A 23,161-nucleotide genomic window follows, 5' to 3' on the forward strand; every position below is an offset into this window, starting at 1 on the left:
CGTTCGAAACTGTGAACAGATCGCTTCTGCGAAGAGCTTCTTGTCGGCGCCGGTGACGCAACCTGCGAGGTTCTCTCCTGCGTCGGGCGAGGAGTGCGTCAGCGCGTCTGGACAGGTAGCGTTCTGCCGTCCTATTGAAGACCAACTGACGGCTCTAAGGTCGCGGCGAAATTATCTGGGGTTCGGGGGAAACAATGCGCGCGTTGAATTGTCTCGTGGCAGCATCGCTGCTCGTTGCCTCGCTTCAGACCGCAACCGCCAAGGATAGCGAACATTGGGTGGTGTCCTGGACGGGCGCGGTTCAGGGCCCATACCCCGTCGGCAATCCGTCAGCCCAGCCCGAACAGAAATTCGCGTTTCCCGAGCCTGCGGCCGGTGCGCGGGACCAGACCTTTCGCCTGATCGTGCGGCCGGATATCTGGGGCCGTCAGGCCCGCATCCGGCTCAGCAACGCCTTCGGCACCAAACCCGTCACGTTTGACGGCGTTTACGTCGGCCTGCAGTCGGGCAGTGCCGCGTTGATCCGCGGCTCCAACATTCCGGTTACGTTCGCCGGCACGCCTTCCATTACGGTGTCGCCGGGGAATTCGGTCTGGAGCGATGCGATCGCGCTGCCGTTTGCAAAGCGGCCTGATGACCTCGCCGGCCGCCGGCTTGCGGTCAGTTTTCATGTCGCCGGCCAGAGCGGTCCGATGACCTGGCACGCCAAAGCGCTGACCACCTCCTATGTCAGTGCGCCCGCCGCCGGCGCGAAGGGCGCCCTGGAAGACGAAGCTTCCTTCCCCTATGCGACCGCGTCGTGGTTCTTCCTCGATGCGGTCGAGATGACTGCGCCTGCCGATGCCTTCGCCATCATGGCGTTTGGCGATTCGATTACCGACGGGACCGCCTCAACCATGAATGGCGACGATCGCTGGCCCAACGTGCTGTCGCGTCGCCTGAAGGCGGTCTACGGCAACAAGGTTGCCGTAGTGAATGGCGGCATCGGTGGCAACCAAATCGCAGGCCCGGCCGAATATGGTCCCGACAAACCGTACGCGGGCGGCCCCGCTTCTGGCCAGCGGCTCGAGCGTGACGTGCTGTCGCTGTCCGGCATATCGAGCCTGATCTGGCTGGAAGGTATCAACGATTTCAGCAAGAACGGCAATTTTACCACCGACCAAGTCATCGCCGCGATGAAGGATGGCGTCGCGAGGCTACGTGCGAAATGGCCGCAAGCCCGGATCATCGGCGCCACCGTCGTTTCGGCATTGGGTAGCACCAGCGCGGCACATGGTTTTCCCGAGCAGGATGACAAGCGCAAGGCGCTCAACGCATTCATCCGTAGCTCGGGGACATTCGACGGTGTGATCGATTTTGATCGGGCGACGCTCGATCCGGCCTCGGGTGGCCTCAAGCCGGAGTTCGTTCCCGAAAGCACGACTGGTGGTGCCGGCGACAAGCTTCATCCCAACCGCACCGGATATCTGGCGATGGGACAGGCCATCGACCTCGATCTGTTCAAGCCGGGAAAGATTAATCGTAGCGCGAAGCAGTAGGATGGATTCAGAGTCTCCTCTCCCCATTCATCGCCCTCAGCTGTCGTAACTCCCTCCATGCGGGTTACGAGCTGAACTCACGGCCGCTTCGCCGGATCGTGATGACTGGCTGGGAATGCCGAGCCGCAAACTCCGCTCTCTATCCATGTCGGCCACACGATGATGCGGTCGCCCAGGCAGGAGAGATATCATGATCAAGTCCAGGCTGTTCATTGCCGGTATCGCCATCTCGACCACGCTCGCGACGCCCGCGTTCGCGCAGTGGCAATGGCAGTCGCAGGAGCCGGCAGCATACGCCTCGATGTATCCGAACGGTGATCGCAACGTCTCGAATCCCACGACGCGGGAGACGATGGCCTTCGTCCCCTCGCCGAAATCACCGCGCCCAACGGTGATGCGCGCGACCAAGGGCAAATAGCCGCCATCCACCACTTGGCCGTCGCGAACTGGGCCCGGTCATGTCCCGGCCGGGCCCAATGCGCGTTGCCTTGAACGAGGCCTTGAAAAGTTGCCTTGGACAATCGCGACAGTCGCGCGTGCGGATCGACAGCCAACGAAAATATTCCAAACAGGATCGTCAGGAAAACGTGATGCAGAAGATGCACGGCGCCGCGAATAACCGCAGCCGCATTCAAATCACTCCACACCAGGGAAGCATGCATGCGCCGGAGATGGCGCGCGGAATCCAATCCGCTTCCCAAATGGAGGAAGCTTCAAGTGCGGATCATCAATTGCGGACTGATGCTGGGTATTCTCGCTGCCTGTTCAGGGCAGGCGCATGCCGACGACAATGTCACAACCGAAATCCAGTCGCTGAAGGCGAAGCTGAAGGAGCTCCAGCAGCGCGTGGACTCCGAGGCGCGCAAGACGCGACAGGTTGAAGCGCAGGCGAAGGCCGTTCAGTTACCAGCAAGTTACAAGGCGCTCGCCGCCGATCCATGTGCGGCCGGCAAGGTCTGCTACAAGGGCGTGACGTTGACCTTCGGTGGCTGGGTCGATCTCACCGGCATCTACCGCTCGCGCAATCTCGCTTCCGATACCGGCTCAGTCTACAACTTCATCCCCTATCAGCAGAGCCGCAACTTCAACATCCCGGAAACGCGCTTCTCGGCACGCCAGAGCAGGTTCTCGGTGCTGGCCGAGGGCAATGCCGATGCCGACACGCACCTCGCGGGCTATGGCGAGATCGATTTCGAAGGTGCGGCTCAGACGGCGAGCTCGGTTGCGACCAACTCGTTCAATCCGCGCATGCGGCAGCTCAGCCTGGAACTGGACCGCACCGATCTCGGTCTTCACTTCCTCGCCGGGCAATCCTGGTCGCTGAACGCGCCGACCAAGTCCGGCATCGATCCTCGCGGCGTCGATGCGCCCGGCGTGATCGACTTCGAATCCGTTCCGGGATTTCTTGCCGCACGGCAGCCCGGGCTGCGCGTCTGGCAGGACATCGGACCGGAGTTCAAGCTGGCTGCGTCGGTCGAGAATGCCCAGACAGCGTTCTTCGGCGGCAACGTCCCGACCGTCGGCACCCCCGCCTTCGGACCACAGGGCGTGCTGAACCCGAACCTTCAGGTCAATCTGACCGGTCCCGGCGGCAGCTTCTTCAACAACCTCAATAATGTCAGTCTGAATCAGGTGCCCGACGTCACCGTCAAGGCAGCCTGGGACCCAAGGCTCGGGCCCTATAAGTTGCATGTCGAGGCGTGGGCGCTCTACCGCCAGCTGTTCGACCGCTTCAATAACGCCAACCACACCTACGACACCGGAAGCTTCGGCGGTCACATCTTCGCCGAGCTGATTCCGAAAACTCTCGATCTTCAGCTCTATGGCTCGCATGGCGTGCTGGGCCGCTTCACGGCAACGCCGTTCCCCGACGCGGCGCTGGCGCAGGACGGCACCATCCTCCCGCTGACGGTCACGGCGGCCGCCGTCGGCCTGATCTGGCACGCGACGCCCAGCCTCGATGTCTACTCCTATGCAGGCCTCGAAAAGGCCAAGGCGAATTTCGCCAATGTTGGAACGGTGCCGTTCGGCTACGGCAATCCGCTCTACAACAACACCGGCTGCTTCACCGAAAACTCGGCGGGCGCGACCTGCAACGGCAACACCAGGGAGGTTCGGCAGATCACGGCCGGGATTTACGACACCATCTACCAAGGCAATTTCGGCACACTCAAAGCAGGCCTGCAATATTCCTACACGCAACGGTTCGCGTTCGCCGGTGTCGGCGGCGCGCCGAAGACCGACGACAATGTCGTCATGACGCAGATCCGGTACTACCCATTCTAGTGACGGAGCCACGCAGGCTCGTAGCCCGGATGGAGCGAAGCGCGATCCGGGAATCCTGCCTCAAGCGACGGAAGTCCCGGATTACGCTTGCGCTCCATCCGGGCCACTTCGGTGCTACGGTTTGTTGCCGAGCTGCGCATGCGGCCGGCCGAAATCGGGCGCGGCTGAGTCCTGGCCGATTTCGACGATGCCGCGGCGGATGGCGCGGGTGCGGGTGAAGTGGTCGAACAGCGCCTCGCCGTCGCCGCGGCGGATCGCGCGGGTGAGCTTTGCCAGATCCTCGGTGAAGGTGCCGAGCATCTCCAGCACGGCTTCCTTGTTGGCCAGGAAGACGTCGCGCCACATCGTCGGATCGGAGGCGGCGATGCGCGTGAAGTCGCGAAAGCCGCCGGCGGAGAACTTGATGACCTCTGACTCCGTCACCTGCGCCAGCTCGTCGGCGGTGCCGACGATGGTGTAGGCGATCAGATGCGGCAGATGGCTGGTGATCGCGAGCACGAGATCATGATGATCCGGCGTCATGACCTCGACCTTGGCACCCATCGCCGTCCAGAACGCGCGCAGGCGATCGGTGGCAGCCGCATCAACGCCCTCCGGCGGGGTGAGGATGCACCAGCGGTTGATGAAGAGCTCGGCGAAGCCGGAATCGGGACCCGAATGCTCGGTGCCTGCGACGGGATGCGCCGGCACGAAATGGACGCCTTCCGGCAGGTGCGGCGCCATATCCCTGACGATGGCGCCCTTGACCGAGCCGACGTCGGAGATGATCGCGCCGGGTTTGAGATGCGCGGAGATCTCCTGCGCCACCGGGCCGCAGGCGCCGACGGGAATGCAGAGGATGACGAGATCGGCGTCCTTCACGGCTTCCGCATTGGTCGCGACGACCTGATCGACGATGCCGAGCTCCATCACGCGTGCGCGCGTCTTCTCCGAGCGCGCGGTGGTGACGATCTCGGAAGCCAGGCCCTGGAGCTTCGCGGCGCGCGCGATCGAGCCCCCGATCAGGCCGAAGCCGATCAGCGCAACGCGCTGGAAGTGCGGGGTCGCGCTCATCGTCCGGCCATGAAGTCGCGCAGGCCCTCGACGACGAGGCGGTTGGCCTCCTCGGTGCCGATGGTCATGCGCAGCGAATGCGGCAGGCCGTAGTTCTTCAAGCCGCGCAGCACCAGCCCGCGCTTGGTGAGGAAGGCGTCGGCTGCGTCCGAGGTCTTGCCCTCGGTCGGGAAGTGGATCAGCACGAAATTGGCGACGCTCGGCGTCACCTTCAGCCCGAGCTTGCCGATCTCCTCGGCGAGCCAGTCGCGCCAGGTCTCGGTGAACTGCTTCGACATGGCCTGGTGCGCTGTGTCCTCGATCGCGGCAACGGCGGCGTACATGGCCGGCGTCGACACGTTGAAGGGACCCCGGATGCGGTTGACCGCGTCGATGATGTGCTCGGGGCCGAACATCCAGCCGATGCGCAGCGCCGCAAGACCATGGATCTTGGAGAAGGTGTGGGTCACCACCGTGTTTTCGGTGGTCGCGACCAGCTCGATCCCCATCTCGTAATCGTTGCGCGAGACGTAGTCGCAATAGGCTGCGTCCAGCACCAGCAGCACGTGCGAGGGCAGGCCGGCGCGCAGGCGCTTGACCTCGTCGAACGGCACATAGGTGCCGGTCGGATTGTTGGGGTTGGCGAGCCAGACCAGCTTTGTCTTCGGCGTCACCGCCTTGAGGATGGCGTCGACATCGCAGGTGAGGTTCTTCTCGGCCGCGATGACATTCTTCGCGCCGACCGCCATGGTCGCGATCGGATAGACCAGAAAGCCGTGCGTGGTCGAGATCGCCTCGTCACCGTGGCTGAGATAGGTGTGGGCGAGCAGGTTGAGGATCTCGTCCGAGCCGGCGCCGCAGATGATGCGGTTGGGATCGAGCCCGAAGGTGCGCCCGATTGCTTCGCGCAGCACGCGCGAGGTTCCTTCCGGATAGTCTTCCAGATGATCCGCCACCTGCTTGAACGCCTCGATCGCCTTCGGCGAGGGCCCGAACGGCGTCTCGTTGGCCGAGAGCTTGAACACCTTGCGGCCGGGCTCTGCCACCGGGGTCTTGCCGGGCGTATAGGGCGCAATATCGAGAATGCCGGGATTCGGCATGGGGCGGGACATCTTCAACTCCGGACTGGCTTAAGCGGTTCGCGACTTACGATTTCGACCCGGTCGGGGGCACCGTATAGCGCGTTGCGTGGCTGCCGACGAGGGCCGTGGAGCGCACCGAGGCCCCCGCTTCGATCAGGGCAGCCTTGATCTTGTCGATGCTGCTTGTCGCGGTGACCGAGACCAGCAGCGCGGCGCCGTCGAAGGCGGTGTCGGGCACCGCCACGATCTCAGCGAGCGGCGACAGGGCGCGCGCGACCTCCGCATTCCACCCAGAGACGCGTACGCTGAAGGTCTCGACCTCCGTCACCAGCGCGCTGTCGGCGACGCGCGAGACCGCGAACACGGGCAACGCCGCCGGATGGTCGGCGCGCTCGACGAAGGGCAGCCGCGCGATGATCTTTGGCGCGCCAGCTTCTTCCAGCGACAGCCACCACGGCGTGCGGCTCGAGGTCGCCGAGACCAGCGCCAGATCGCCCTTGGACTTCGCGACGGCCTCGACCGCCGCCTGCGCGCTGAAATGCGCGACGTAAGGCACGGTGAAGCCGAAATGGAATCGCGCGGAATCGCGCATGGCCGGCTCGCTCGCCGAGATGTCGGCGTGGACCGAGAACGGGGCCTGGACATAGGTGAAGGTCGCGATGATGACGCGCCAGATGCTCTCGACCGTGTCGAGCGGCAGGATGCCGCGATGACGCTGCACGAGGTCGCGCATCATGGAGGCCTCGCGTGCCGGGCGGAACGCCGAGCCGACCTCTTGGGTCTGCTTCACCTGGATCAGGCGGTCGATGATGTCGCCGCGTTGCATCAGCAGGCGATGCATGCCCTCGTCGATCGCGTCGATCTCCTTACGCAATTCCTGGAGTGATGGTGGCGCGGGCGGACGTTGGGACATGTCTGACAGGTGCTGCTGAGAGGCGTTCCAATGCGGATCAGTCGAGCCGTCACCGCTGTGATGGATATCCTGATTAGGCAGTCGGGGCTGCGAAAGCAAAGAGAAATGCAAAGAGAAATCGGGCCCTTTCCGCCCGTGGCGCGACAGGCGAATTTGGCTGATCCGGGCCGTGACTTGACGAAAACCGTCCAGGACGGTAGTTTTTACCCGTTCCGTGGTCATTTGAGCCGGCCGGCTTGCAGCCACGTTAAAAAACTCGCTAAACAGGCCGGGGACGCTTTCGATCCCGGCCGAACCTATCGTTCAGGCCGGGTTTTTCATGGCCTGATGTCAATGCGGTCACCACGACGACCGCAAACGAGGTCGATGGTCAGATGGTTGGCGTCCAGTCAATTCCGAGTCCCGCGATCACCGCCGACGAGCGGTCGCACGAGGTGGATCATCCGAGTTCGCACGTCGCGCAGTTCGGCTCGGAGCAGCCGCTGCGGCTCGACTGCGGGGTCGATCTCAGCCCGTTCCAGATCGCCTACCAGACCTATGGCGAGCTGAATGCCGATCGCTCCAACGCGATCCTGATCTGCCATGCGCTGACCGGCGACCAGCACGTCGCCAATGTGCACCCTGTCACCGGCAAGCCCGGCTGGTGGGAGACTTTGGTCGGCTCGGGCCGACCGCTCGATCCCAGCGAGTATTTTATCATCTGCTCCAACGTGATCGGCGGCTGCATGGGCTCGACCGGCCCGGCCTCGATCAATCCCGCGACCGGCAAGGTTTGGGGGCTCGATTTCCCCGTCATCACCATCCCCGACATGGTGCGCGCGCAGGCGATGCTGATCGACCGGCTCGGCATCGACACGCTGTTCGCGGTCGTCGGCGGCTCGATGGGCGGCATGCAAGTGCTGCAATGGACTGCGGCGTATCCGAGTCGCGTGTTCTCCGCGCTGGCGATTGCCTGCTCGACACGACACTCGGCGCAGAACATCGCGTTCCACGAGCTTGGCCGCCAGGCGGTGATGGCCGACCCCGACTGGCACCATGGCGGCTATGCCGATCGAGGCATCCATCCGCATCGTGGCCTCGCTGTCGCCCGGATGGCGGCGCACATCACCTATCTCTCCGACGCCGCGCTGCATCGAAAATTCGGGCGGCGCATGCAGGACCGCGAGCTGCCGACTTTCTCTTTCGACGCCGACTTCCAGGTTGAGTCCTATCTGCGCTACCAGGGCTCGTCCTTCGTCGAGCGCTTCGACGCCAACTCCTATCTCTATCTGACCCGCGCGATGGACTATTTCGACATCGCCGCCGACCATGGTGGCGTGCTGGCGAAGGCGTTCGCGGGAATCCAGACCCGCTTCTGCGTGGTCTCCTTCACGAGCGACTGGCTGTTCCCGACCTCGGAATCGCGCGCGCTGGTGCACGCGCTGAATGCGTCGAGCGCGCGGGTGTCGTTCGCCGAAATCGAGACCGATCGCGGTCACGACGCGTTCCTGCTCGACGTGCCCGAGTTCTTCGACATCGCCCGTGCCTTCCTGCAATCGGCGGGCAAGGCGCGCGGGCTTACCGCCAGGAATGCTTAACAAGGACGACTAGGCATGTCTGTACAGGAAACGTTGCCGCTCGGCGGCGTTGTGGCCGGGCAACCCGGTGATTTTCGCGCCGACCATGTGCTGGTGGCCGAGATGGTCAAGCCGGGCTCGAAGGTGCTCGACGTCGGCTGCGGCGAGGGCGACCTGCTCCAACTGCTGGAAACCCGCGGTGTCGACGGCCGCGGCATCGAGCTGTCGCGCGAGGGCGTCAACCGCTGCGTCGCCAAGGGTCTTGCGGTGGTGCAGGGCGATGCCGACACCGACCTCGTGAATTATCCGGATGACGCCTTCGACTACGTGATCCTGTCGCAGACGTTGCAGGCGACGCGGCAGCCGAAAGTGGTGCTGGAGAATTTGCTGCGCATCGGCCGCCGCGCCATCGTGTCGTTCCCGAATTTCGGCTTCTGGAAGATGCGGCTCCAGCTCCTGATCGGCGGCCACATGCCGCGCACGGAGAACCTGCCGGCAAGCTGGTATGACACCGCCAACATCCATTTCTGCACCATCAAGGATTTCGTCGAGCTCTGCGACGCGATCGACGTCAAGATGGAACGTGCCGAGGCGCTCGACCTCTACGGCCGTCCGCTGCGGCTGCGGATGCCCTGGTGGGTGTGGAATCTGTTCGGCGAGCAGGGCGTGTTTCTGCTGACGCGGGGCGGCAGGAAGTAGGCCGGCCCGTTACCCCATCTACGCGACCCAGTACCTGGTGACGCCTTCGCGCTAATGCGCCGCCAGTGACCTCGGGTCGCGCACCGGCCATCTTCCCGCTTCCGCCAGCGTGACGAACCGTTCCACCGTTTCGTTGAACAGCGCTGGCTCTTCGAGATTAAGGACGTGGCCGGACTTTGGAAACATGGCGAGCCCTGCCGCCGGCAGATGCTTCTTCAGGAACAGGCTTGCGCCCACGCACGGATCGTCCTCGTCGCCGCAGATGATGAGTGCCGGCGTCGTGGCCGCTCTGATCGCGTCCGTCATCGTAAAGATCGAGGGACGGCCGGCCTGGAAGCCGCGCATCGTCCGCGCTGATCCCTTGGCGTCGTGCCGCGCCAGGGCGGCATAAAAATCGGCGTGACCGCGCGGGTCCTTCACCAGGAAGGGAATCCGGCTCGGCGCCTCGCGCGTGACTTTTGCGACTTCGGCTGAGCCGAGCATCTCGAATTGCTCCGCGTTGGCGCGGCACTGCTGGCGCCAAGCGTCGAGGTTCTCGATCTCCGAGCCCGAGCCGACGCCGGCGAGCGTCATCGACAGCGCACGTTGGGGCGCGTTGAGCCCGATCTGGAGCGACGAATAGGCGCCCATCGAGAGGCCGACGAAGTGCGCGCGATCGATCTTCAGATGATCGAGCACCGCGAGCGCATCGGTGTAGAAATGCGTGTAGCGGTAGACCTCGCCATCAGGCACGTCCGATGGCGTGTAGCCGCGTGCGGAATAGGTGATGCAGCGATGGCCGCGCGAGAAGTAGCGCATCTGCGGCTCCCAATTGGTGTAGTCGGCCGCGAATTCGTGCAGAAAAATAATCGGCGTGCCCGTGCCCGCTTCTTCGAAATAGAGTCGACAATTGTCCTTCGTGAGGGCGTGAGGCATCCGGTTTTCTCCCTGAGGTGGCTGCGGCTTTGGAATGCCGTCCTGCGGTCAGCGCATACGATGGTAGCACTTATTAATCATCGTCCAAATTCTTAGGGGCCGCGTCTTGTTCTCGCCACATCAGGATACTGATACAGCCCGCGGATGTCGGCCACCGCACGGGCCGACGGGGAAGTGGGGTGTCAACGAAGGATGAAGAATGTTCGAGTTGTTTGCGTCTCGCCTGTCGCGCTGTGTCGTTGCGCTGGCTGTTTTCTTCGCGGCGTTCGCCGCCTTCACTTCTCCGGCGTCAGCACGACCTCATCGTCATAGCGCAGAGCGGCACGCTTACGCGCATCACGCCAGCAGACATCATCATTACCGGCATGCACGCGGCTCGCGCTTCGAGCGCGGCGCGGCGCAATTGCAGGCGAACGGCTTCGGCAACACCTTCGCCAGCTATGATTCGAACGCCAATAGCGGCGGCATCGCCATAAGCGGCAGCGCTGGAACGGCTATGAGCGGCAGTGGTGGAATGGCCATGAGCGGCAGCCGTGGAATGGCCATGAGCGGCAACGCTGGAATGGTTACCAGCGGTGAGATGACCACGCGCGCCAGCCGTCGAATTATGAGGCGTGGAGGTGGGATAGCCACTAACGCGAATGACGGCGGCATGGCCAATAGCGCGACGAGCGGCGGCGGCTTCGGCGGTGGGTCGGGCCTCGTGTCCGAGGCACGCCGCTATGTCGGCGGCAATCCGACCGGTCGCGGTAGCCTGTGGTGCGCGCGCTTCATGAACATGGTGCTCGAAAAGACCGGTCATCGTGGCACCGGCTCCGACATGGCGAATTCGTTCGCGCATTACGGCACGCGCGTGTCCGGTCCGCAGGTCGGCGCCATCGCAGTGATGTCGCGTGGTGGCCGGGGCGGTCATGTCGGCATCATCACCGGTGTCGACGCGCAGGGCAATCCGATCATGATCTCCGGCAACAACGGCAACCGCGTTCGCGAAGCACCGGTCTCGCGCGGCCGGATCTATGCGTATGTGATGCCGAACTGACGGCCGTCATTGCGAGGAGCGAAGCGACGAAGCAATCCAGACTGTCTCCGCGGGCGCATTCCTGGATTGCTTCGCTTCGCTCGCAATGGCGGAGCGGGGCCAGCGCGCAGCGTCACACCAGCTTCGGCTGTTCCAATGCAACCGCGTCGCCCACGCCGATGTCGCCTTCAGCGATCACCTCGGCATAGATGCCGCAGTCCATGTGGCCGAGATTGCTCGAGAGCGTGGCGGGGATTTCGAGATCGCGCTTGGCGGTATCAGGGTCGACATTGGTGGCCGGGCAGCGCTTGATGCGCTTGACCACTTGCAGCCGGGCCTGTCCGATCGCGAGCGTCTGGCCGACGAGGTCGAGCTCGGACCAGGCCGGCCAGCCCTTCACGTAGAGATTGGCGCGGAAGCGTAGCGGGTGGACGGCGGCGCCGCCGAGCATGGTCTCGAGCGCGCGGACGCTGTCGAGATTGATGATGGACACGACCTTGCGGGCGACGTCTGAAAAGCTGTGGTCGCGGCCGGACAGGATCTTGGGCGGGCCCTTCAGCTCCGGCTGAAAATTTTCCCTGAAATAGTCCTCGATGGCGGCGCGCCCGGCGGCGGTCTCGAGATCGCCGCTGGCGACGATCTGGCCGTCCTTGCGGATGGTCAGGCAATTGGTCGCGTCCTCGAACCGGCTGTCGAGCGAAGCTAGCCGCTCATTCCGCGCCAGCATCAGGAACTGGATCTTCGGCTTCCACTGCGGTGCTTCCGGATCGAAGCCGCTCGGGCCGTTCTCGATGGCGTAGCGGCGGTCGGCGGGCAGGGTCTGGCCGGCTCGCAGGGAGACGCGGGGCAGGGCCTCCGGCGTCAGGCCCTTGATCGGGTAGCGGTAGAGCCCGGTGATCTCGGCGGTCTGGCTGATTGTCATTGCGCTGGGTGTCATGCCGCTACTTAGGGGATTCGGCCCACCGGCGCCAAGCGGGCGGATCCGCGCACGAAATTGTGAACTCGCCTCTTCCGGTCCGAGGCCTCGCTTCCCACATCTGGGTCAGGCCGGCGCCAGCGCCGGCTGATAACGACCGTTGCCGGTTGAGAAACGTCAATGCGGTAATCGGAAACCCAATGAAGATGCCGTTTGGAGTGCCTTTGAGGGCTCCAGGGGCAGGCCGAGGGAAAGACCACGAAATGAACATCGAAAAATATACCGAACGCTCCAGAGGCTTCGTCCAGTCCGCGCAGTCGCTTGCGGTGCGCGAAGGGCACCAGCAGTTTTCGACCCTGCACGTCCTGAAGGTGCTGCTGGACGACAATGAAGGCCTCGCTGCCGGCCTGATCGACCGCGCCGGCGGCAATTCCCGCGCAATCCTGAAGGCGACCGAGGACGCCCTGAACAAGGTGCCGAAGGTCTCTGGCGGCGGAGCCGGCCAGATCTATCTGGCGCCCGAACTCGCGCGCACCTTCGACGCCGCCGAAAAGGCTGGCGAGAAGGCCGGCGACAGCTTTGTCACCGTCGAGCGGCTGCTGCTCGGCCTGGCGCTGGAGAAGACCAGCGAGGCGGGCGCGATCCTGGCCAAGGGCGGCGTCACCCCGCAAAACCTCAACGCGGCGATCGAAGCGCTGCGCAAGGGCCGAACGGCGGACTCCGCCACGGCCGAGAACGCGTATGACGCGCTGAAGAAATATGCCCGCGACCTCACTCAGGCGGCGCGCGACGGCAAGCTCGACCCGGTCATCGGCCGCGACGAGGAGATCCGCCGCACGATCCAGGTGCTGTCGCGCCGGACCAAGAACAATCCCGTCCTGATCGGCGAACCCGGCGTCGGCAAGACCGCCATCGCCGAGGGCTTGGCGCTGCGCATCGTCAACGGTGACGTGCCGGAGAGCCTGAAGGACAAGAAGCTGCTGTCGCTCGACCTCGGCTCGCTGATTGCAGGTGCAAAATATCGCGGCGAGTTCGAGGAGCGGCTGAAGGCCGTGCTGCAGGAGGTGACCGGGAGCGATGGTAATTTCGTCCTGTTCATCGACGAGATGCACACGCTGATCGGCGCTGGTAAGGGCGATGGCGCGATGGACGCGTCCAATTTGCTCAAGCCTGCGCTCGCCCGCGGCGAGCTGCACTGCATCGGCGCCACCACGCTCGACGAGTACCAGAAGCACGTCGAAAAGGACGCGGCGCTGGCGCGGCGATTCCAGCCGATCTTCGTCAGCGAGCCCTCGGTCGAGGATACGATCTCCATTCTGCGCGGGCTGAAGGACAAATACGAGCAGCACCACGGCGTGCGGATCACCGATTCCGCGCTGGTCGCCGCCACGACCCTGTCCAACCGCTACATCACCGACCGCTTCCTGCCGGACAAGGCCATCGACCTCATGGACGAGGCGGCCGCGCGGCTCAAGATGCAGGTCGATTCCAAGCCGGAAGAGCTGGATTCGATGGATCGGGAAATCATCCGGCTGAAGATCGAACAGGAAGCGTTGAAGAAAGAAAGCGATGCCGGGTCGAAGAGCCGCCTGCAGACGCTGGAGAAGGAGCTGGCCGATCTCGAGGAGAAGTCCGCGGCGCTCACCGCACGCTGGAGCGCGGAGAAGAACAAGCTCTCCGACGCTCAGAAACTGAAGGCCGAGCTCGACGGCTTGCGGGTTGAACTTGCCAACGCACAACGGCGCGGTGAATTCCAGAAGGCCGGCGAGCTGGCCTATGGCCGGATCCCCGAATTGGAAAAGCAGCTTGCGGAGATCGAGGCCAAGGAGAACTCCGGCGAGATGATGGAGGAGGCGGTCACCGCCAACCACATCGCGCAGGTGGTCTCGCGCTGGACCGGCGTGCCCGTCGACAAGATGCTCGAAGGCGAGAAAGACAAGCTCCTGCGGATGGAGGACTCGCTCGGCAAGCGCGTCGTCGGCCAGGCCGAGGCCGTGCGTGCGGTCGCGACCGCCGTTCGCCGTTCGCGCGCGGGGCTGCAGGACCCGAACCGGCCGACCGGCTCGTTCATGTTCCTCGGGCCCACCGGCGTCGGCAAGACCGAGCTGACGAAAGCGCTCGCCGAGTATCTGTTCAACGACGAGACCGCGATGGTCCGCCTCGACATGTCCGAGTACATGGAGAAGCACTCGGTCTCGCGGCTGATCGGCGCGCCTCCGGGCTATGTCGGTTATGACGAGGGCGGTGCGCTCACCGAAGCGGTGCGGCGCCGGCCCTACCAGGTCGTGCTGTTCGACGAGATCGAGAAGGCGCATCCCGACGTGTTCAACGTGCTGTTGCAGGTGCTCGACGACGGCCGCCTCACCGACGGCCAGGGCCGCACCGTCGACTTCCGCAACACGCTGATCATCATGACCTCGAACCTCGGTTCGGAGTTTCTGGTGAACCAGCCGGAGGGCGAGGATACCTCGGCCGTGCGCGAGCAGGTGATGGGCATGGTGGGGGCGCACTTCAGGCCAGAGTTCTTGAACCGCGTCGATGAGATCATCCTGTTCCATCGCTTGCAGAGGAGCGAGATGGGCCGGATCGTCGAGATCCAGTTCGCACGGCTGCAAAAGCTTTTGATCGATCGCAAGATCGTGCTGACGCTCGACGCTGCGGGCCGCGACTGGCTCGCCGCCAAGGGCTGGGATCCCGCCTACGGCGCACGGCCGCTGAAGCGCGTGATCCAGCGTCACGTCCAGGATCCGCTCGCCGAGATGATCCTGGCCGGCGACGTCAAGGACGGCGACAACGTTGCGATCTCCTCCGAAGGCAACGTGCTGACCTTCAACGGCAAGGCGCCGCAGACCGCGGAGATCGCCCAGTTCGAGGCGCCGGTGTCGAAGCGGAAGCTGAACTGATCGTCGGCATTCGAAGCCTGAAGCAACAAGCCGCCCCGGAGATGTCAACCTCTCCGGGGCGGTTTGTTTTGCGGGTTGTTGGCGAACTTACTGCGGCGACCTATTTCTTCGTGAGCTTGTAGATCGCGTTCTCGATGTCAGAAGAGAAATAGATCGTGCCGGATTCCCCGATGCCGACGCCTGTCGGAATGTGCGTCGGCAGTCCTCCGGGTGCACCCACGAGGCCGATTGGAAGATTGGCCGCGATCTCGGTAACCGTGCCGGTCTCCGGCACGATTTCGATCAACCGTTTGGCGCCGACCTCCGCTACGATCAGCTTGCCGTCTCTGGCGCGGGCGATGCCTTCGGGCATTTTCAGGTCCTTGGCGACGACTGTCTTTTCGCCGTTGCTCTCGATCATCGAGATCACGCCGGAAAAGGCTTCGGTGAGATAGACCTCGCCACGCGATCCAGCGACGAGCCCGACCGGGCCCTCGAGGCCGCCGATCAGTGTGGTGCGATCCTTGCCGTGCTCGCCGCTGACGCGGACCAGCGATTTGGTGCCGAACTCGGCCACCAGGATGCTGCCGTCCGCGAGCACGAGCGCGTCGTGCGGCGCCTTGAAGCCGTGCAGCATGTCGCGGGTGGCCCCGGTCTTGCCGTCGATCACCTGCACCGTGCCGGTGAACCAGCTCGATAGGACCACATCGTTGCCCTTCGCCGTTGCGCTCATCGGATATTCGAGCGTGACGCCGGCGGCGTGCATGCGCGCCTTCTCGGTGACCTCGCCGGTCGCGCCGTCCACCGTGCGATAGGCGAACACGTCGGCGACGTGGATCGTATCCTTGCCGTTCTCTGACGTGACGCCGATGCCGCCGGGCAAGGCGAGCTTGCCGATGATCACCTGCCGCGCCTGGCCGGTCGCCGGATCGACCTCCTGGATGCCGTTATCGGCCATGTTGGAGACGTAGATTCGGTCCTTGTCGTCGATCGCGAGATTGTCCAGCGACGGCTTCAATTGTGCGACCATGGTCTTGGCGCCCGACTTGGGATCGACCCGAACGAGCTGGCCGAGCGCGGTGTCGACTACCCAGAGATCGCCCTTGGAATCGAAGTTCACCGCGGCCGGGACCTTGAAGCCGTCCGCGACGACGGTCAGCTCGGCCTTGTCGACGTCGACCTTTGCGACCTGTCCCTTGAACCAGAGCGGACCGTAGAGCTTGTCGTCGGGACCGAACTCGAAGCCGTTGAGGCCGCCCATCTTCTCCATGATCTGGCGCGGCGGTTTGACGCCCTCGACGTCGATCTCATAGAGCGTGTCGCCGAGGAAGACGGTGGTGGCGTACAGCCTGCCGTCCTTGCGGAAGGCGAGCGAGTTGATGCCGGGAAGGCCTGAAGCGAGTTTCTTGATCGGGCCGTCGCCCTTGCGCGAATAAAGATCGCCGGCCAGGAATCCGGTCCAGGCCATGGTGCCGTCGGGGGCGAATGCGATGTCGTCGGCCATTCCGATCGGGGCGGGGATTGCAACCTTCGCGCTACCGCCGGGGATGTCGACCTCGTAGAGCGCCGCGCCCGCGACGCTGCCGGCAAACAGATGGCCGGCCTTGTCGATCGCAAGCCCGTGCACGCCGTGGAACGCCGAGCCCGGAACGAGCTTGGTGACCTCCCAGTTTTCGGCCGAAACACTGGTAGCGGAGACGACCGCAGCGACGAAGGCTGCGCAGGCGAGCCTGTTCTTCATGGCGAGACCTCCCGTTTTTTGGAAAGTATTCGCTCCTCATGCCGCTTTGGCAAACGAAACTTGACGTTGTGATGCGGCCAAGCCGGGCCCCGCGCGACGTCGTCAAATCCGGCTCGTGCTTGAATATGTCCGGCCGATCTCGGCCCGGTTCGCCGGCTTTACCTGTTGGTGACCTGCAACGGACCGCCGGTGGCGTCCGACATCCGGGCGATGGCACCGGCGCGGCCGCTCATCATGCCGTCGAGCCGGTCGCGCTCCTTCTCGAAGCCGGCCAGCATCGGGCCTTCCAACGAGCGGCCGCGCGGCAGTTTCACACGCAGCGGATCGACGAAGCGGCCGTTGACCAGGATTTCGTAGTGGACGTGCGGGCCGGTCGACGCGCCGGTCGAACCGACGAAGCCGATCACCTGGCCCTGCCGCACCTTCTTGCCGGGCTCCATGCCCTTGGCGAAGGCCGACATATGGCCATAAGCGGTCTCGTAGCCGTTGTTGTGCTTGATGCGGATGTATTTGCCGTAGCCGCCCTCGGGGCCGGCCTTCTCGATCACGCCATTGCCGGAGGCGAAGATCGGCGTGCCGTAGGAGGTGGCCCAGTCGACGCCGGTATGCATCTTCACATAGCCGAGGATGGGGTGACGGCGGCCGCCGAAGCCGGAGCGCATGATGGCGTTGTTGACGGGCTTGCGCACCAGGAACTTCTTCGCGCTCTTGCCGGTCTCGTCATAGTAATCGACGACGCCGTCATCGGGGCTCTGGTAGCGGTAGTATTTCTTGGTCTCGCCGCCGAGCGTCAGCGAAGCGAACAGCACGTCGTTCTTTTCGCTCGCGGTCACGCCTTCGTCTTCGCCGGCGTAGAACACGTCGAATGAATCGCCCGGCGCCACCTTGCGCTGGAAATCGACGTCGTAGGAATAGATCTTGATCATGTCGTCGATGACGGGCATCGGCACTTTGTTGCGCATCGCGGTCTCGTAGATGCTCTGGTAGAGCCGCACGCCCGTGCCGTCATCCTCGTCATCGTCGTCGCTGTTGGCGTTCGCCGCCGCGTCGGCGACGGTGTTCATGCTGGAGACGTCGACCGCGACGTATTTGCCGAGATCGGACAGCGCCGCGATCGCCTCGACCATGGTCTCGTTGGCGATGACGACGCGGTAGGGCTGCAGGCGGGCGCCGGGGCTTGCGGGCGCCATCAGGATCCGCAGCTTCTCGCCTTCCTTCAGGCCGCCGTCGCGGCCGCGCGGCCCAAGCGTCGCGGTGATCGCCTTGATCTCCTCGGCCGTGGCGCCGAGATCGCGCAGCACGCCGGCGACGCTGTCGCCCTTCTTGACCACGTGGACGCGTTCGCCGTTGGGATTGCCGCCGGTGATCTGCTCTTTGGTCTTCGGCAGCAGCGTGACGTTTTCCGGCACCACGCGCGTCTCGAAGCCGGCATAGGGATCGGACGGCGACACTTCGGTGGCGTAGGCGCTTCTGATATCGGACGGGCCGGTCGCGCCGGAGACGTCGGCCGCAGCATTGGAGAGCGCGGCGTAGCGCACCCCGCCATTGCCGCGCCAGTTGGCGGCATCGCGGACCCGCATCAGGATGTCGTCGAGCGCCACCACTGCGGAAATCTTGGCTTTCGGCAGCACCTGGGAGAGGTCCTTGGTGACGAACGAGACCTCGGCGTCGGGTTCGACGGCTTCCGGATTGTTGGGATCCTCGGATGCCGCCTTCGGATCGGATCCGACATCGGTGAGAAGGCGCTGGGCGTTGAATGGCGGGATCTTCGCCGACAGATCGCTCGTCGTCATCGACAGATTGCCGGCAATCCGGATGAAGGGACGCACCCGCATCACGTCGCGGTTGCCGACGCGGGCGACGGTCGAGACGCGCACGATGTTGCGCGAGGCCGTGGATTCGCTCGGCGGCGGCAGGCGGTCGCTCTTGTGCAGCGTGGCGGTGCGGTCGGCTGCGCCGAATGCGCCGCGCAGCGCGCCTTCGACGCGCTCCGGCACCTTGGCGAAGGTCATCTCGCCGTCGAGCGAAGCGAAAACGGCGCCGCCGATCAGGGCTGCGCCGCAAAGTCCGGTTAGAATCGTCCCGCTGAACCATTGCACCGAGACGCGGCGGCGATCGATGACGGCGGCTTCCGAACCATCGACGGACAGCGGCGGCTCGTGGCCGAGATCGATGATCCCGGTCTCACGCCCGTAAGCGCCGCGTGACGTCCTATGGTTCAACCCAAGTCCCCCAATCAACGATCCGAGAGCCCGATTTCGAGCAGCCCCGTTTCGAGCAACCCTGTTTCGAGCCCCTCCTTGAGCCGCCCTCTTCGGGGCGTCTCTGGAAAAGGCAAGCCGCATAGGCGTCCGCGGTCAGAAGGCCCAGATGTCGGACCGGCCGAATTTACGAACAGCTAAGCGGAAAAAGATCTCTCGATGTGTCTCGAATGTCTGAAGAAGGCCGCTTCATCGTATGATCGCCTTCCTCTGACCCCACACAAACCGCCGGCAGCCCCCACTGGCATCCCTGCGATTCAAGCTTTGTCTGTACCAGAACGCCGGGGGATTGTGGCTCAAGTACGGCGCCTAATATGGAAAAGTTTCCCGAACGGCCGGGCGTCAGGGGCCTTCCAGGGACGAGCGATCCAAGTCGCGTCCAAGTCGCCTCATGCCGCCTCCGGAGCCCTCTCGAGCCCAAACTTTTTTTGAGTTTTTTCTCCGCGCCGGCGCGATCCAGCCGCTCAGCGACTTTCTAACCTGCTGTAATCGCGTGGATTTTTCGAACAATCCACCGTGCGACGATTTTCTGACAATGGTCGTTGACAACCCCGATGGGCGGGGCCTATAACCCGACCACTGAGCGCGGCGCCGCCGGGTCACTGACCAAGGCGAGCGAACGCGCCACTGATGCTCCTCACCTTGTTGAGTGACACAACAGTCGACGTAAGTCGATTGGAGTTCATCCATCGTCGGTAAGGGTGTCGGAACCCTTCCTCTCTGGAAGGTTGGGACCTCCTGGTCCCGGGCTGTTTGACAAGTGAAGATGAAGAAAGAGAAACGTGGACGGCGGAGTCCTTGCGCCTCTCGGATACTGAAGAGCTTCGGCTTTTGAGTTCTGAGAGGGGACGAAAGACTTCGGCGGTACACGTTTTAAGGTTACACCATCGTTGCCAGCGATGTGAATCGCGGGCAGCTCATCGACTTCGGTCGATGAAAAATGGTGGGACCTCGTCAAAACGTTGTGATCAGCCGGTTCAAAGTTCAAGTCCAACTTGAGAGTTTGATCCTGGCTCAGAGCGAACGCTGGCGGCAGGCTTAACACATGCAAGTCGAGCGGGCGTAGCAATACGTCAGCGGCAGACGGGTGAGTAACGCGTGGGAACATACCTTTTGGTTCGGAACAACACAGGGAAACTTGTGCTAATACCGGATAAGCCCTTACGGGGAAAGATTTATCGCCGAAAGATTGGCCCGCGTCTGATTAGCTAGTTGGTGAGGTAATGGCTCACCAAGGCGACGATCAGTAGCTGGTCTGAGAGGATGATCAGCCACATTGGGACTGAGACACGGCCCAAACTCCTACGGGAGGCAGCAGTGGGGAATATTGGACAATGGGCGCAAGCCTGATCCAGCCATGCCGCGTGAGTGATGAAGGCCCTAGGGTTGTAAAGCTCTTTTGTGCGGGAAGATAATGACGGTACCGCAAGAATAAGCCCCGGCTAACTTCGTGCCAGCAGCCGCGGTAATACGAAGGGGGCTAGCGTTGCTCGGAATCACTGGGCGTAAAGGGTGCGTAGGCGGGTCTTTAAGTCAGGGGTGAAATCCTGGAGCTCAACTCCAGAACTGCCTTTGATACTGAGGATCTTGAGTTCGGGAGAGGTGAGTGGAACTGCGAGTGTAGAGGTGAAATTCGTAGATATTCGCAAGAACACCAGTGGCGAAGGCGGCTCACTGGCCCGATACTGACGCTGAGGCACGAAAGCGTGGGGAGCAAACAGGATTAGATACCCTGGTAGTCCACGCCGTAAACGATGAATGCCAGCCGTTAGTGGGTTTACTCACTAGTGGCGCAGCTAACGCTTTAAGCATTCCGCCTGGGGAGTACGGTCGCAAGATTAAAACTCAAAGGAATTGACGGGGGCCCGCACAAGCGGTGGAGCATGTGGTTTAATTCGACGCAACGCGCAGAACCTTACCAGCCCTTGACATGTCCAGGACCGGTCGCAGAGATGTGACCTTCTCTTCGGAGCCTGGAACACAGGTGCTGCATGGCTGTCGTCAGCTCGTGTCGTGAGATGTTGGGTTAAGTCCCGCAACGAGCGCAACCCCCGTCCTTAGTTGCTACCATTTAGTTGAGCACTCTAAGGAGACTGCCGGTGATAAGCCGCGAGGAAGGTGGGGATGACGTCAAGTCCTCATGGCCCTTACGGGCTGGGCTACACACGTGCTACAATGGCGGTGACAATGGGACGCTAAGGGGCAACCCTTCGCAAATCTCAAAAAGCCGTCTCAGTTCGGATTGGGCTCTGCAACTCGAGCCCATGAAGTTGGAATCGCTAGTAATCGTGGATCAGCACGCCACGGTGAATACGTTCCCGGGCCTTGTACACACCGCCCGTCACACCATGGGAGTTGGTTTTACCTGAAGACGGTGCGCTAACCCGCAAGGGAGGCAGCCGGCCACGGTAGGGTCAGCGACTGGGGTGAAGTCGTAACAAGGTAGCCGTAGGGGAACCTGCGGCTGGATCACCTCCTTTCTAAGGATGGTTCTTCAGAAGCTTGCTTCTATCGAACCGTTTTAGAAACATCAGTGGCCAACGGTCGTCAGGATCGTTGAGCTGCATTGGCGGGATTTCGCCGTCTTCGTTTCTCTTTCTTCGCGGACGAACACGCGCTGGGGCTGCAACCTTGCAGAATCCCTGGTCCTTGACTGGATATGCGTTAGGGGCTTGTAGCTCAGTTGGTTAGAGCGCGCGCTTGATAAGCGTGAGGTCGGAAGTTCAAGTCTTCCCAGGCCCACCACACTCATCGAGTGAGCATTCGTCTTCTGGTTACGGGGCCATAGCTCAGCTGGGAGAGCGCGTGCTTTGCAAGCATGAGGTCGTCGGTTCGATCCCGTCTGGCTCCACCAGATGGTTTGATCACCGGCTGCTCATACCGTCGTCCGCGAAACATCACTTCGCACTTACTAGTCCGGATGGACAGTAAGCTGCGTGATTTCTGACATCGTAAAGAGGAGATCGATCCGAGTTGGATCGGGCAACAAGTAATTGTTGCGCGATACTTCATTATCTCCGGATCATTTCGGCGCTCGTGCGTCTTCCATTGTAGCTCACAAGGCTGCTTTGAAAGACAAGCGAGTTGTAAATGATCCTTTTAGCGAAGCTTGACCGCCTCGCTATCGGAACGATCTTACGAAGCAAGCTGGTCTTTCTAATCATTGTCCGGCTGCAGATAGCGTTCATCGAGGGCGCGTGCCGCAAGGTAGTTCTGCAGACAACATTCTGCCGAGTGTGTGGACATTGATAATGAGAGCAATCAAGTGCCTTAAGGGTGTTCGGTGGATGCCTTGGCGCTGAGAGGCGATGAAGGACGTGCTACGCTGCGATAAGCCGTGGGGAGCTGCGAAGAAGCTTTGATCCATGGATTTCCGAATGGGGAAACCCACCTTCGATAGCCGGAACTCCAAGACCTCAGTCGAAAGACTGTGGTGTGGGGTTCGAACAGAAATGTGAGATGCCTAGGCCTTTAGATTTCGATCGAAGAGGTTTTGGATTTCCGGTTATCAAAAGAAGGTATGAGACTTCTGAATACATAGGAGGTTTCAAGCAAACCCAGGGAACTGAAACATCTAAGTACCTGGAGGAAAGGACATCAACAGAGACTCCGTTAGTAGTGGCGAGCGAACGCGGACCAGGCCAGTGATACATCAAAGACAATCGGAACCAGTCAGGAAAGCTGGGCCTTAGAGGGTGATAGCCCCGTACGAGTAATGCGATGATGTATCCATGAGTAAGGCGGGACACGTGAAATCCTGTCTGAACGCGGGGGGACCACCCTCCAAGCCTAAGTACTCCTCAGCGACCGATAGTGAACCAGTACCGTGAGGGAAAGGTGAAAAGCACCCCGACGAGGGGAGTGAAATAGACCTGAAACCGGACACCTACAAACAGATGGAGCCCAAGATACGTTCTGGGTGACATCGTACCTTTTGTATTATGGGCCAGCGACTTAATTTAACGAGCAAGCTTAAGCCGATAGGCGAAGGCGTAGCGAAAGCGAGTCTGAATAGGGCGTCAAGTTCGTTGTATTAGACCCGAAACCTAGTGATCTAGCCATGAGCAGGTTGAAGGTGAGGTAACACTCACTGGAGGACCGAACGGGTGTCTGTTGAAAAAGACTCCGATGACTTGTGGTTAGGGGTGAAAGGCCAATCAAACTGGGAAATAGCTGGTTCTCCGCGAAAGATATTTAGGTATCGCCTCGGATGAATACCTCAGGGGGTAGAGCACTGGATGGGCTAGGGGGACTTACCGTCTTACCAAACCCAACCAAACTCCGAATACCTGAGAGTACTATCCGGGAGTCACACGGCGGGT

At 62.4% G+C, this 23,161-nt stretch carries 14 protein-coding genes, 2 tRNA genes, 2 rRNA genes and 1 riboswitch (1 of these 19 only partly in view); of the genes, 11 read left to right on the forward strand and 7 right to left on the reverse strand.

All coding sequences use genetic code 11. The features are described 5' to 3' along the window. Window positions 1-194 precede the first annotated feature (194 nt). From BcanWU425_RS05765 to BcanWU425_RS05775, 3 genes are all read left to right on the forward strand, one after another. The gene (locus BcanWU425_RS05765; RefSeq protein ID WP_204512471.1) at window positions 195-1,538 is read left to right on the forward strand and encodes a GDSL-type esterase/lipase family protein; all 1,344 of its coding nucleotides are present in this window, start codon (window positions 195-197) and stop codon (window positions 1,536-1,538) included. A 190-nt stretch (window positions 1,539-1,728) separates the two neighbouring features. Beyond that, on the forward strand, window positions 1,729-1,956 hold the full coding sequence (locus BcanWU425_RS05770) for a hypothetical protein (protein WP_204512470.1): 228 nt from the start codon (window positions 1,729-1,731) through the stop codon (window positions 1,954-1,956). 299 nt (window positions 1,957-2,255) lie between these two features. Further along, window positions 2,256-3,824, forward strand: coding sequence for a hypothetical protein (locus BcanWU425_RS05775; RefSeq protein ID WP_204512469.1), 1,569 nt, complete (start codon window positions 2,256-2,258; stop codon window positions 3,822-3,824). A 114-nt stretch (window positions 3,825-3,938) separates the two neighbouring features. Here the strand turns inward: BcanWU425_RS05775 and BcanWU425_RS05780 are convergent, their stop codons facing one another. Genes BcanWU425_RS05780 through BcanWU425_RS05790 form a run of 3 tightly spaced genes read right to left on the reverse strand, consistent with a single transcriptional unit; the run spans window position 3,939 to window position 6,851 of the window. Beyond that, window positions 3,939-4,877 (reverse strand): prephenate/arogenate dehydrogenase family protein, encoded by a 939-nt coding sequence (locus BcanWU425_RS05780; protein ID WP_204512468.1) that lies wholly within the window; start codon window positions 4,875-4,877, stop codon window positions 3,939-3,941. Beyond that, window positions 4,874-5,968: a histidinol-phosphate transaminase gene (gene hisC / locus BcanWU425_RS05785; protein ID WP_204512467.1), complete on the reverse strand. Its 1,095-nt coding sequence runs from the start codon at window positions 5,966-5,968 to the stop codon at window positions 4,874-4,876. The genes BcanWU425_RS05780 and hisC overlap by 4 nt, the downstream gene beginning before the upstream one ends. A gap of 34 nt (window positions 5,969-6,002) precedes the next feature. After that, the gene (locus tag BcanWU425_RS05790; RefSeq protein ID WP_026232498.1) at window positions 6,003-6,851 is read right to left on the reverse strand and encodes a chorismate mutase; all 849 of its coding nucleotides are present in this window, start codon (window positions 6,849-6,851) and stop codon (window positions 6,003-6,005) included. A gap of 204 nt (window positions 6,852-7,055) precedes the next feature. Continuing rightward, window positions 7,056-7,135: riboswitch (SAM riboswitch) on the forward strand. Between the two features lie 90 nt (window positions 7,136-7,225). On the opposite strand from BcanWU425_RS05790, the gene metX reads away from it, so the two are divergent. Both metX and metW read left to right on the forward strand, forming a co-directional pair. Next, window positions 7,226-8,428, forward strand: coding sequence for a homoserine O-acetyltransferase MetX (gene metX / locus BcanWU425_RS05795; protein WP_204512466.1), 1,203 nt, complete (start codon window positions 7,226-7,228; stop codon window positions 8,426-8,428). A gap of 15 nt (window positions 8,429-8,443) precedes the next feature. Further along, a complete protein-coding gene (metW, locus tag BcanWU425_RS05800) occupies window positions 8,444-9,106 on the forward strand; it encodes a methionine biosynthesis protein MetW (protein ID WP_085361203.1) in 663 nt (220 codons plus the stop codon). Between the two features lie 51 nt (window positions 9,107-9,157). Here metW and BcanWU425_RS05805 read toward each other — a convergent pair whose 3' ends face one another. Next, a complete protein-coding gene (locus BcanWU425_RS05805; RefSeq protein WP_204512465.1) occupies window positions 9,158-10,021 on the reverse strand; it encodes an alpha/beta fold hydrolase in 864 nt (287 codons plus the stop codon). 199 nt (window positions 10,022-10,220) lie between these two features. Here BcanWU425_RS05805 and BcanWU425_RS05810 point away from each other — a divergent pair, with 199 nt between their 5' ends. Then, window positions 10,221-11,060 carry a TIGR02594 family protein gene (locus BcanWU425_RS05810; protein ID WP_204512464.1) on the forward strand — a complete coding sequence of 280 codons (840 nt, stop codon included), beginning with the start codon at window positions 10,221-10,223 and terminating at the stop codon, window positions 11,058-11,060. 112 nt (window positions 11,061-11,172) lie between these two features. Here the strand turns inward: BcanWU425_RS05810 and BcanWU425_RS05815 are convergent, their stop codons facing one another. After that, window positions 11,173-11,961 carry an MOSC domain-containing protein gene (locus BcanWU425_RS05815; RefSeq protein ID WP_018453269.1) on the reverse strand — a complete coding sequence of 263 codons (789 nt, stop codon included), beginning with the start codon at window positions 11,959-11,961 and terminating at the stop codon, window positions 11,173-11,175. 257 nt (window positions 11,962-12,218) lie between these two features. Here BcanWU425_RS05815 and clpB point away from each other — a divergent pair, with 257 nt between their 5' ends. After that, window positions 12,219-14,858: an ATP-dependent chaperone ClpB gene (clpB, locus tag BcanWU425_RS05820; RefSeq protein WP_204512463.1), complete on the forward strand. Its 2,640-nt coding sequence runs from the start codon at window positions 12,219-12,221 to the stop codon at window positions 14,856-14,858. 100 nt (window positions 14,859-14,958) lie between these two features. On the opposite strand, the gene BcanWU425_RS05825 is transcribed toward clpB, so the two are convergent. After that, entirely contained in the window at window positions 14,959-16,578 is a 1,620-nt protein-coding gene (locus BcanWU425_RS05825; protein ID WP_085350725.1) for an SMP-30/gluconolactonase/LRE family protein, read from the reverse strand. 158 nt (window positions 16,579-16,736) lie between these two features. Next, entirely contained in the window at window positions 16,737-18,800 is a 2,064-nt protein-coding gene (locus tag BcanWU425_RS05830) for a M23 family metallopeptidase (RefSeq protein WP_018453272.1), read from the reverse strand. A gap of 1,030 nt (window positions 18,801-19,830) precedes the next feature. Between BcanWU425_RS05830 and BcanWU425_RS05835 the strand changes: the two genes are divergently transcribed. From BcanWU425_RS05835 to BcanWU425_RS05850, 4 genes are all read left to right on the forward strand, one after another. Further along, window positions 19,831-21,319: ribosomal RNA gene (locus tag BcanWU425_RS05835) — 16S ribosomal RNA — on the forward strand. A 188-nt stretch (window positions 21,320-21,507) separates the two neighbouring features. Then, window positions 21,508-21,584, forward strand: a tRNA-Ile gene (locus tag BcanWU425_RS05840). Between the two features lie 33 nt (window positions 21,585-21,617). Then, window positions 21,618-21,693: transfer RNA gene (locus tag BcanWU425_RS05845), tRNA-Ala, on the forward strand. Between the two features lie 405 nt (window positions 21,694-22,098). Next, a 23S ribosomal RNA gene (locus BcanWU425_RS05850) occupies window positions 22,099-23,161 on the forward strand (it continues 1,810 nt past the right edge of the window). Together the 16S and 23S rRNA genes with 2 tRNA genes alongside form the textbook arrangement of a ribosomal RNA operon.

The sequence above is a fragment of the Bradyrhizobium sp. WU425 genome, from assembly GCF_021052305.1.
In the GTDB taxonomy this organism is placed as follows: Bacteria; Pseudomonadota; Alphaproteobacteria; order Rhizobiales; family Xanthobacteraceae; genus Bradyrhizobium; species Bradyrhizobium canariense_D.

Excerpts from the sequence above, each read along its gene's own strand:
- clpB (WP_204512463.1), top strand. The coding sequence starts at position 12,219 with ATGAACATCGAAAAATATACCGAACGCTCCAGAGGCTTCGTCCAGTCC.
- BcanWU425_RS05780 (WP_204512468.1), bottom strand. The coding sequence starts at position 4,877 with ATGAGCGCGACCCCGCACTTCCAGCGCGTTGCGCTGATCGGCTTCGGC.
- BcanWU425_RS05815 (WP_018453269.1), bottom strand. The coding sequence starts at position 11,961 with ATGACAATCAGCCAGACCGCCGAGATCACCGGGCTCTACCGCTACCCG.
- BcanWU425_RS05790 (WP_026232498.1), bottom strand. The coding sequence starts at position 6,851 with ATGTCCCAACGTCCGCCCGCGCCACCATCACTCCAGGAATTGCGTAAG.
- BcanWU425_RS05770 (WP_204512470.1), top strand. The coding sequence starts at position 1,729 with ATGATCAAGTCCAGGCTGTTCATTGCCGGTATCGCCATCTCGACCACG.
- BcanWU425_RS05805 (WP_204512465.1), bottom strand. The coding sequence starts at position 10,021 with ATGCCTCACGCCCTCACGAAGGACAATTGTCGACTCTATTTCGAAGAA.
- metX (WP_204512466.1), top strand. The coding sequence starts at position 7,226 with ATGGTTGGCGTCCAGTCAATTCCGAGTCCCGCGATCACCGCCGACGAG.
- metW (WP_085361203.1), top strand. The coding sequence starts at position 8,444 with ATGTCTGTACAGGAAACGTTGCCGCTCGGCGGCGTTGTGGCCGGGCAA.
- BcanWU425_RS05825 (WP_085350725.1), bottom strand. The coding sequence starts at position 16,578 with ATGAAGAACAGGCTCGCCTGCGCAGCCTTCGTCGCTGCGGTCGTCTCC.
- BcanWU425_RS05765 (WP_204512471.1), top strand. The coding sequence starts at position 195 with ATGCGCGCGTTGAATTGTCTCGTGGCAGCATCGCTGCTCGTTGCCTCG.
- BcanWU425_RS05810 (WP_204512464.1), top strand. The coding sequence starts at position 10,221 with ATGTTCGAGTTGTTTGCGTCTCGCCTGTCGCGCTGTGTCGTTGCGCTG.
- hisC (WP_204512467.1), bottom strand. The coding sequence starts at position 5,968 with ATGTCCCGCCCCATGCCGAATCCCGGCATTCTCGATATTGCGCCCTAT.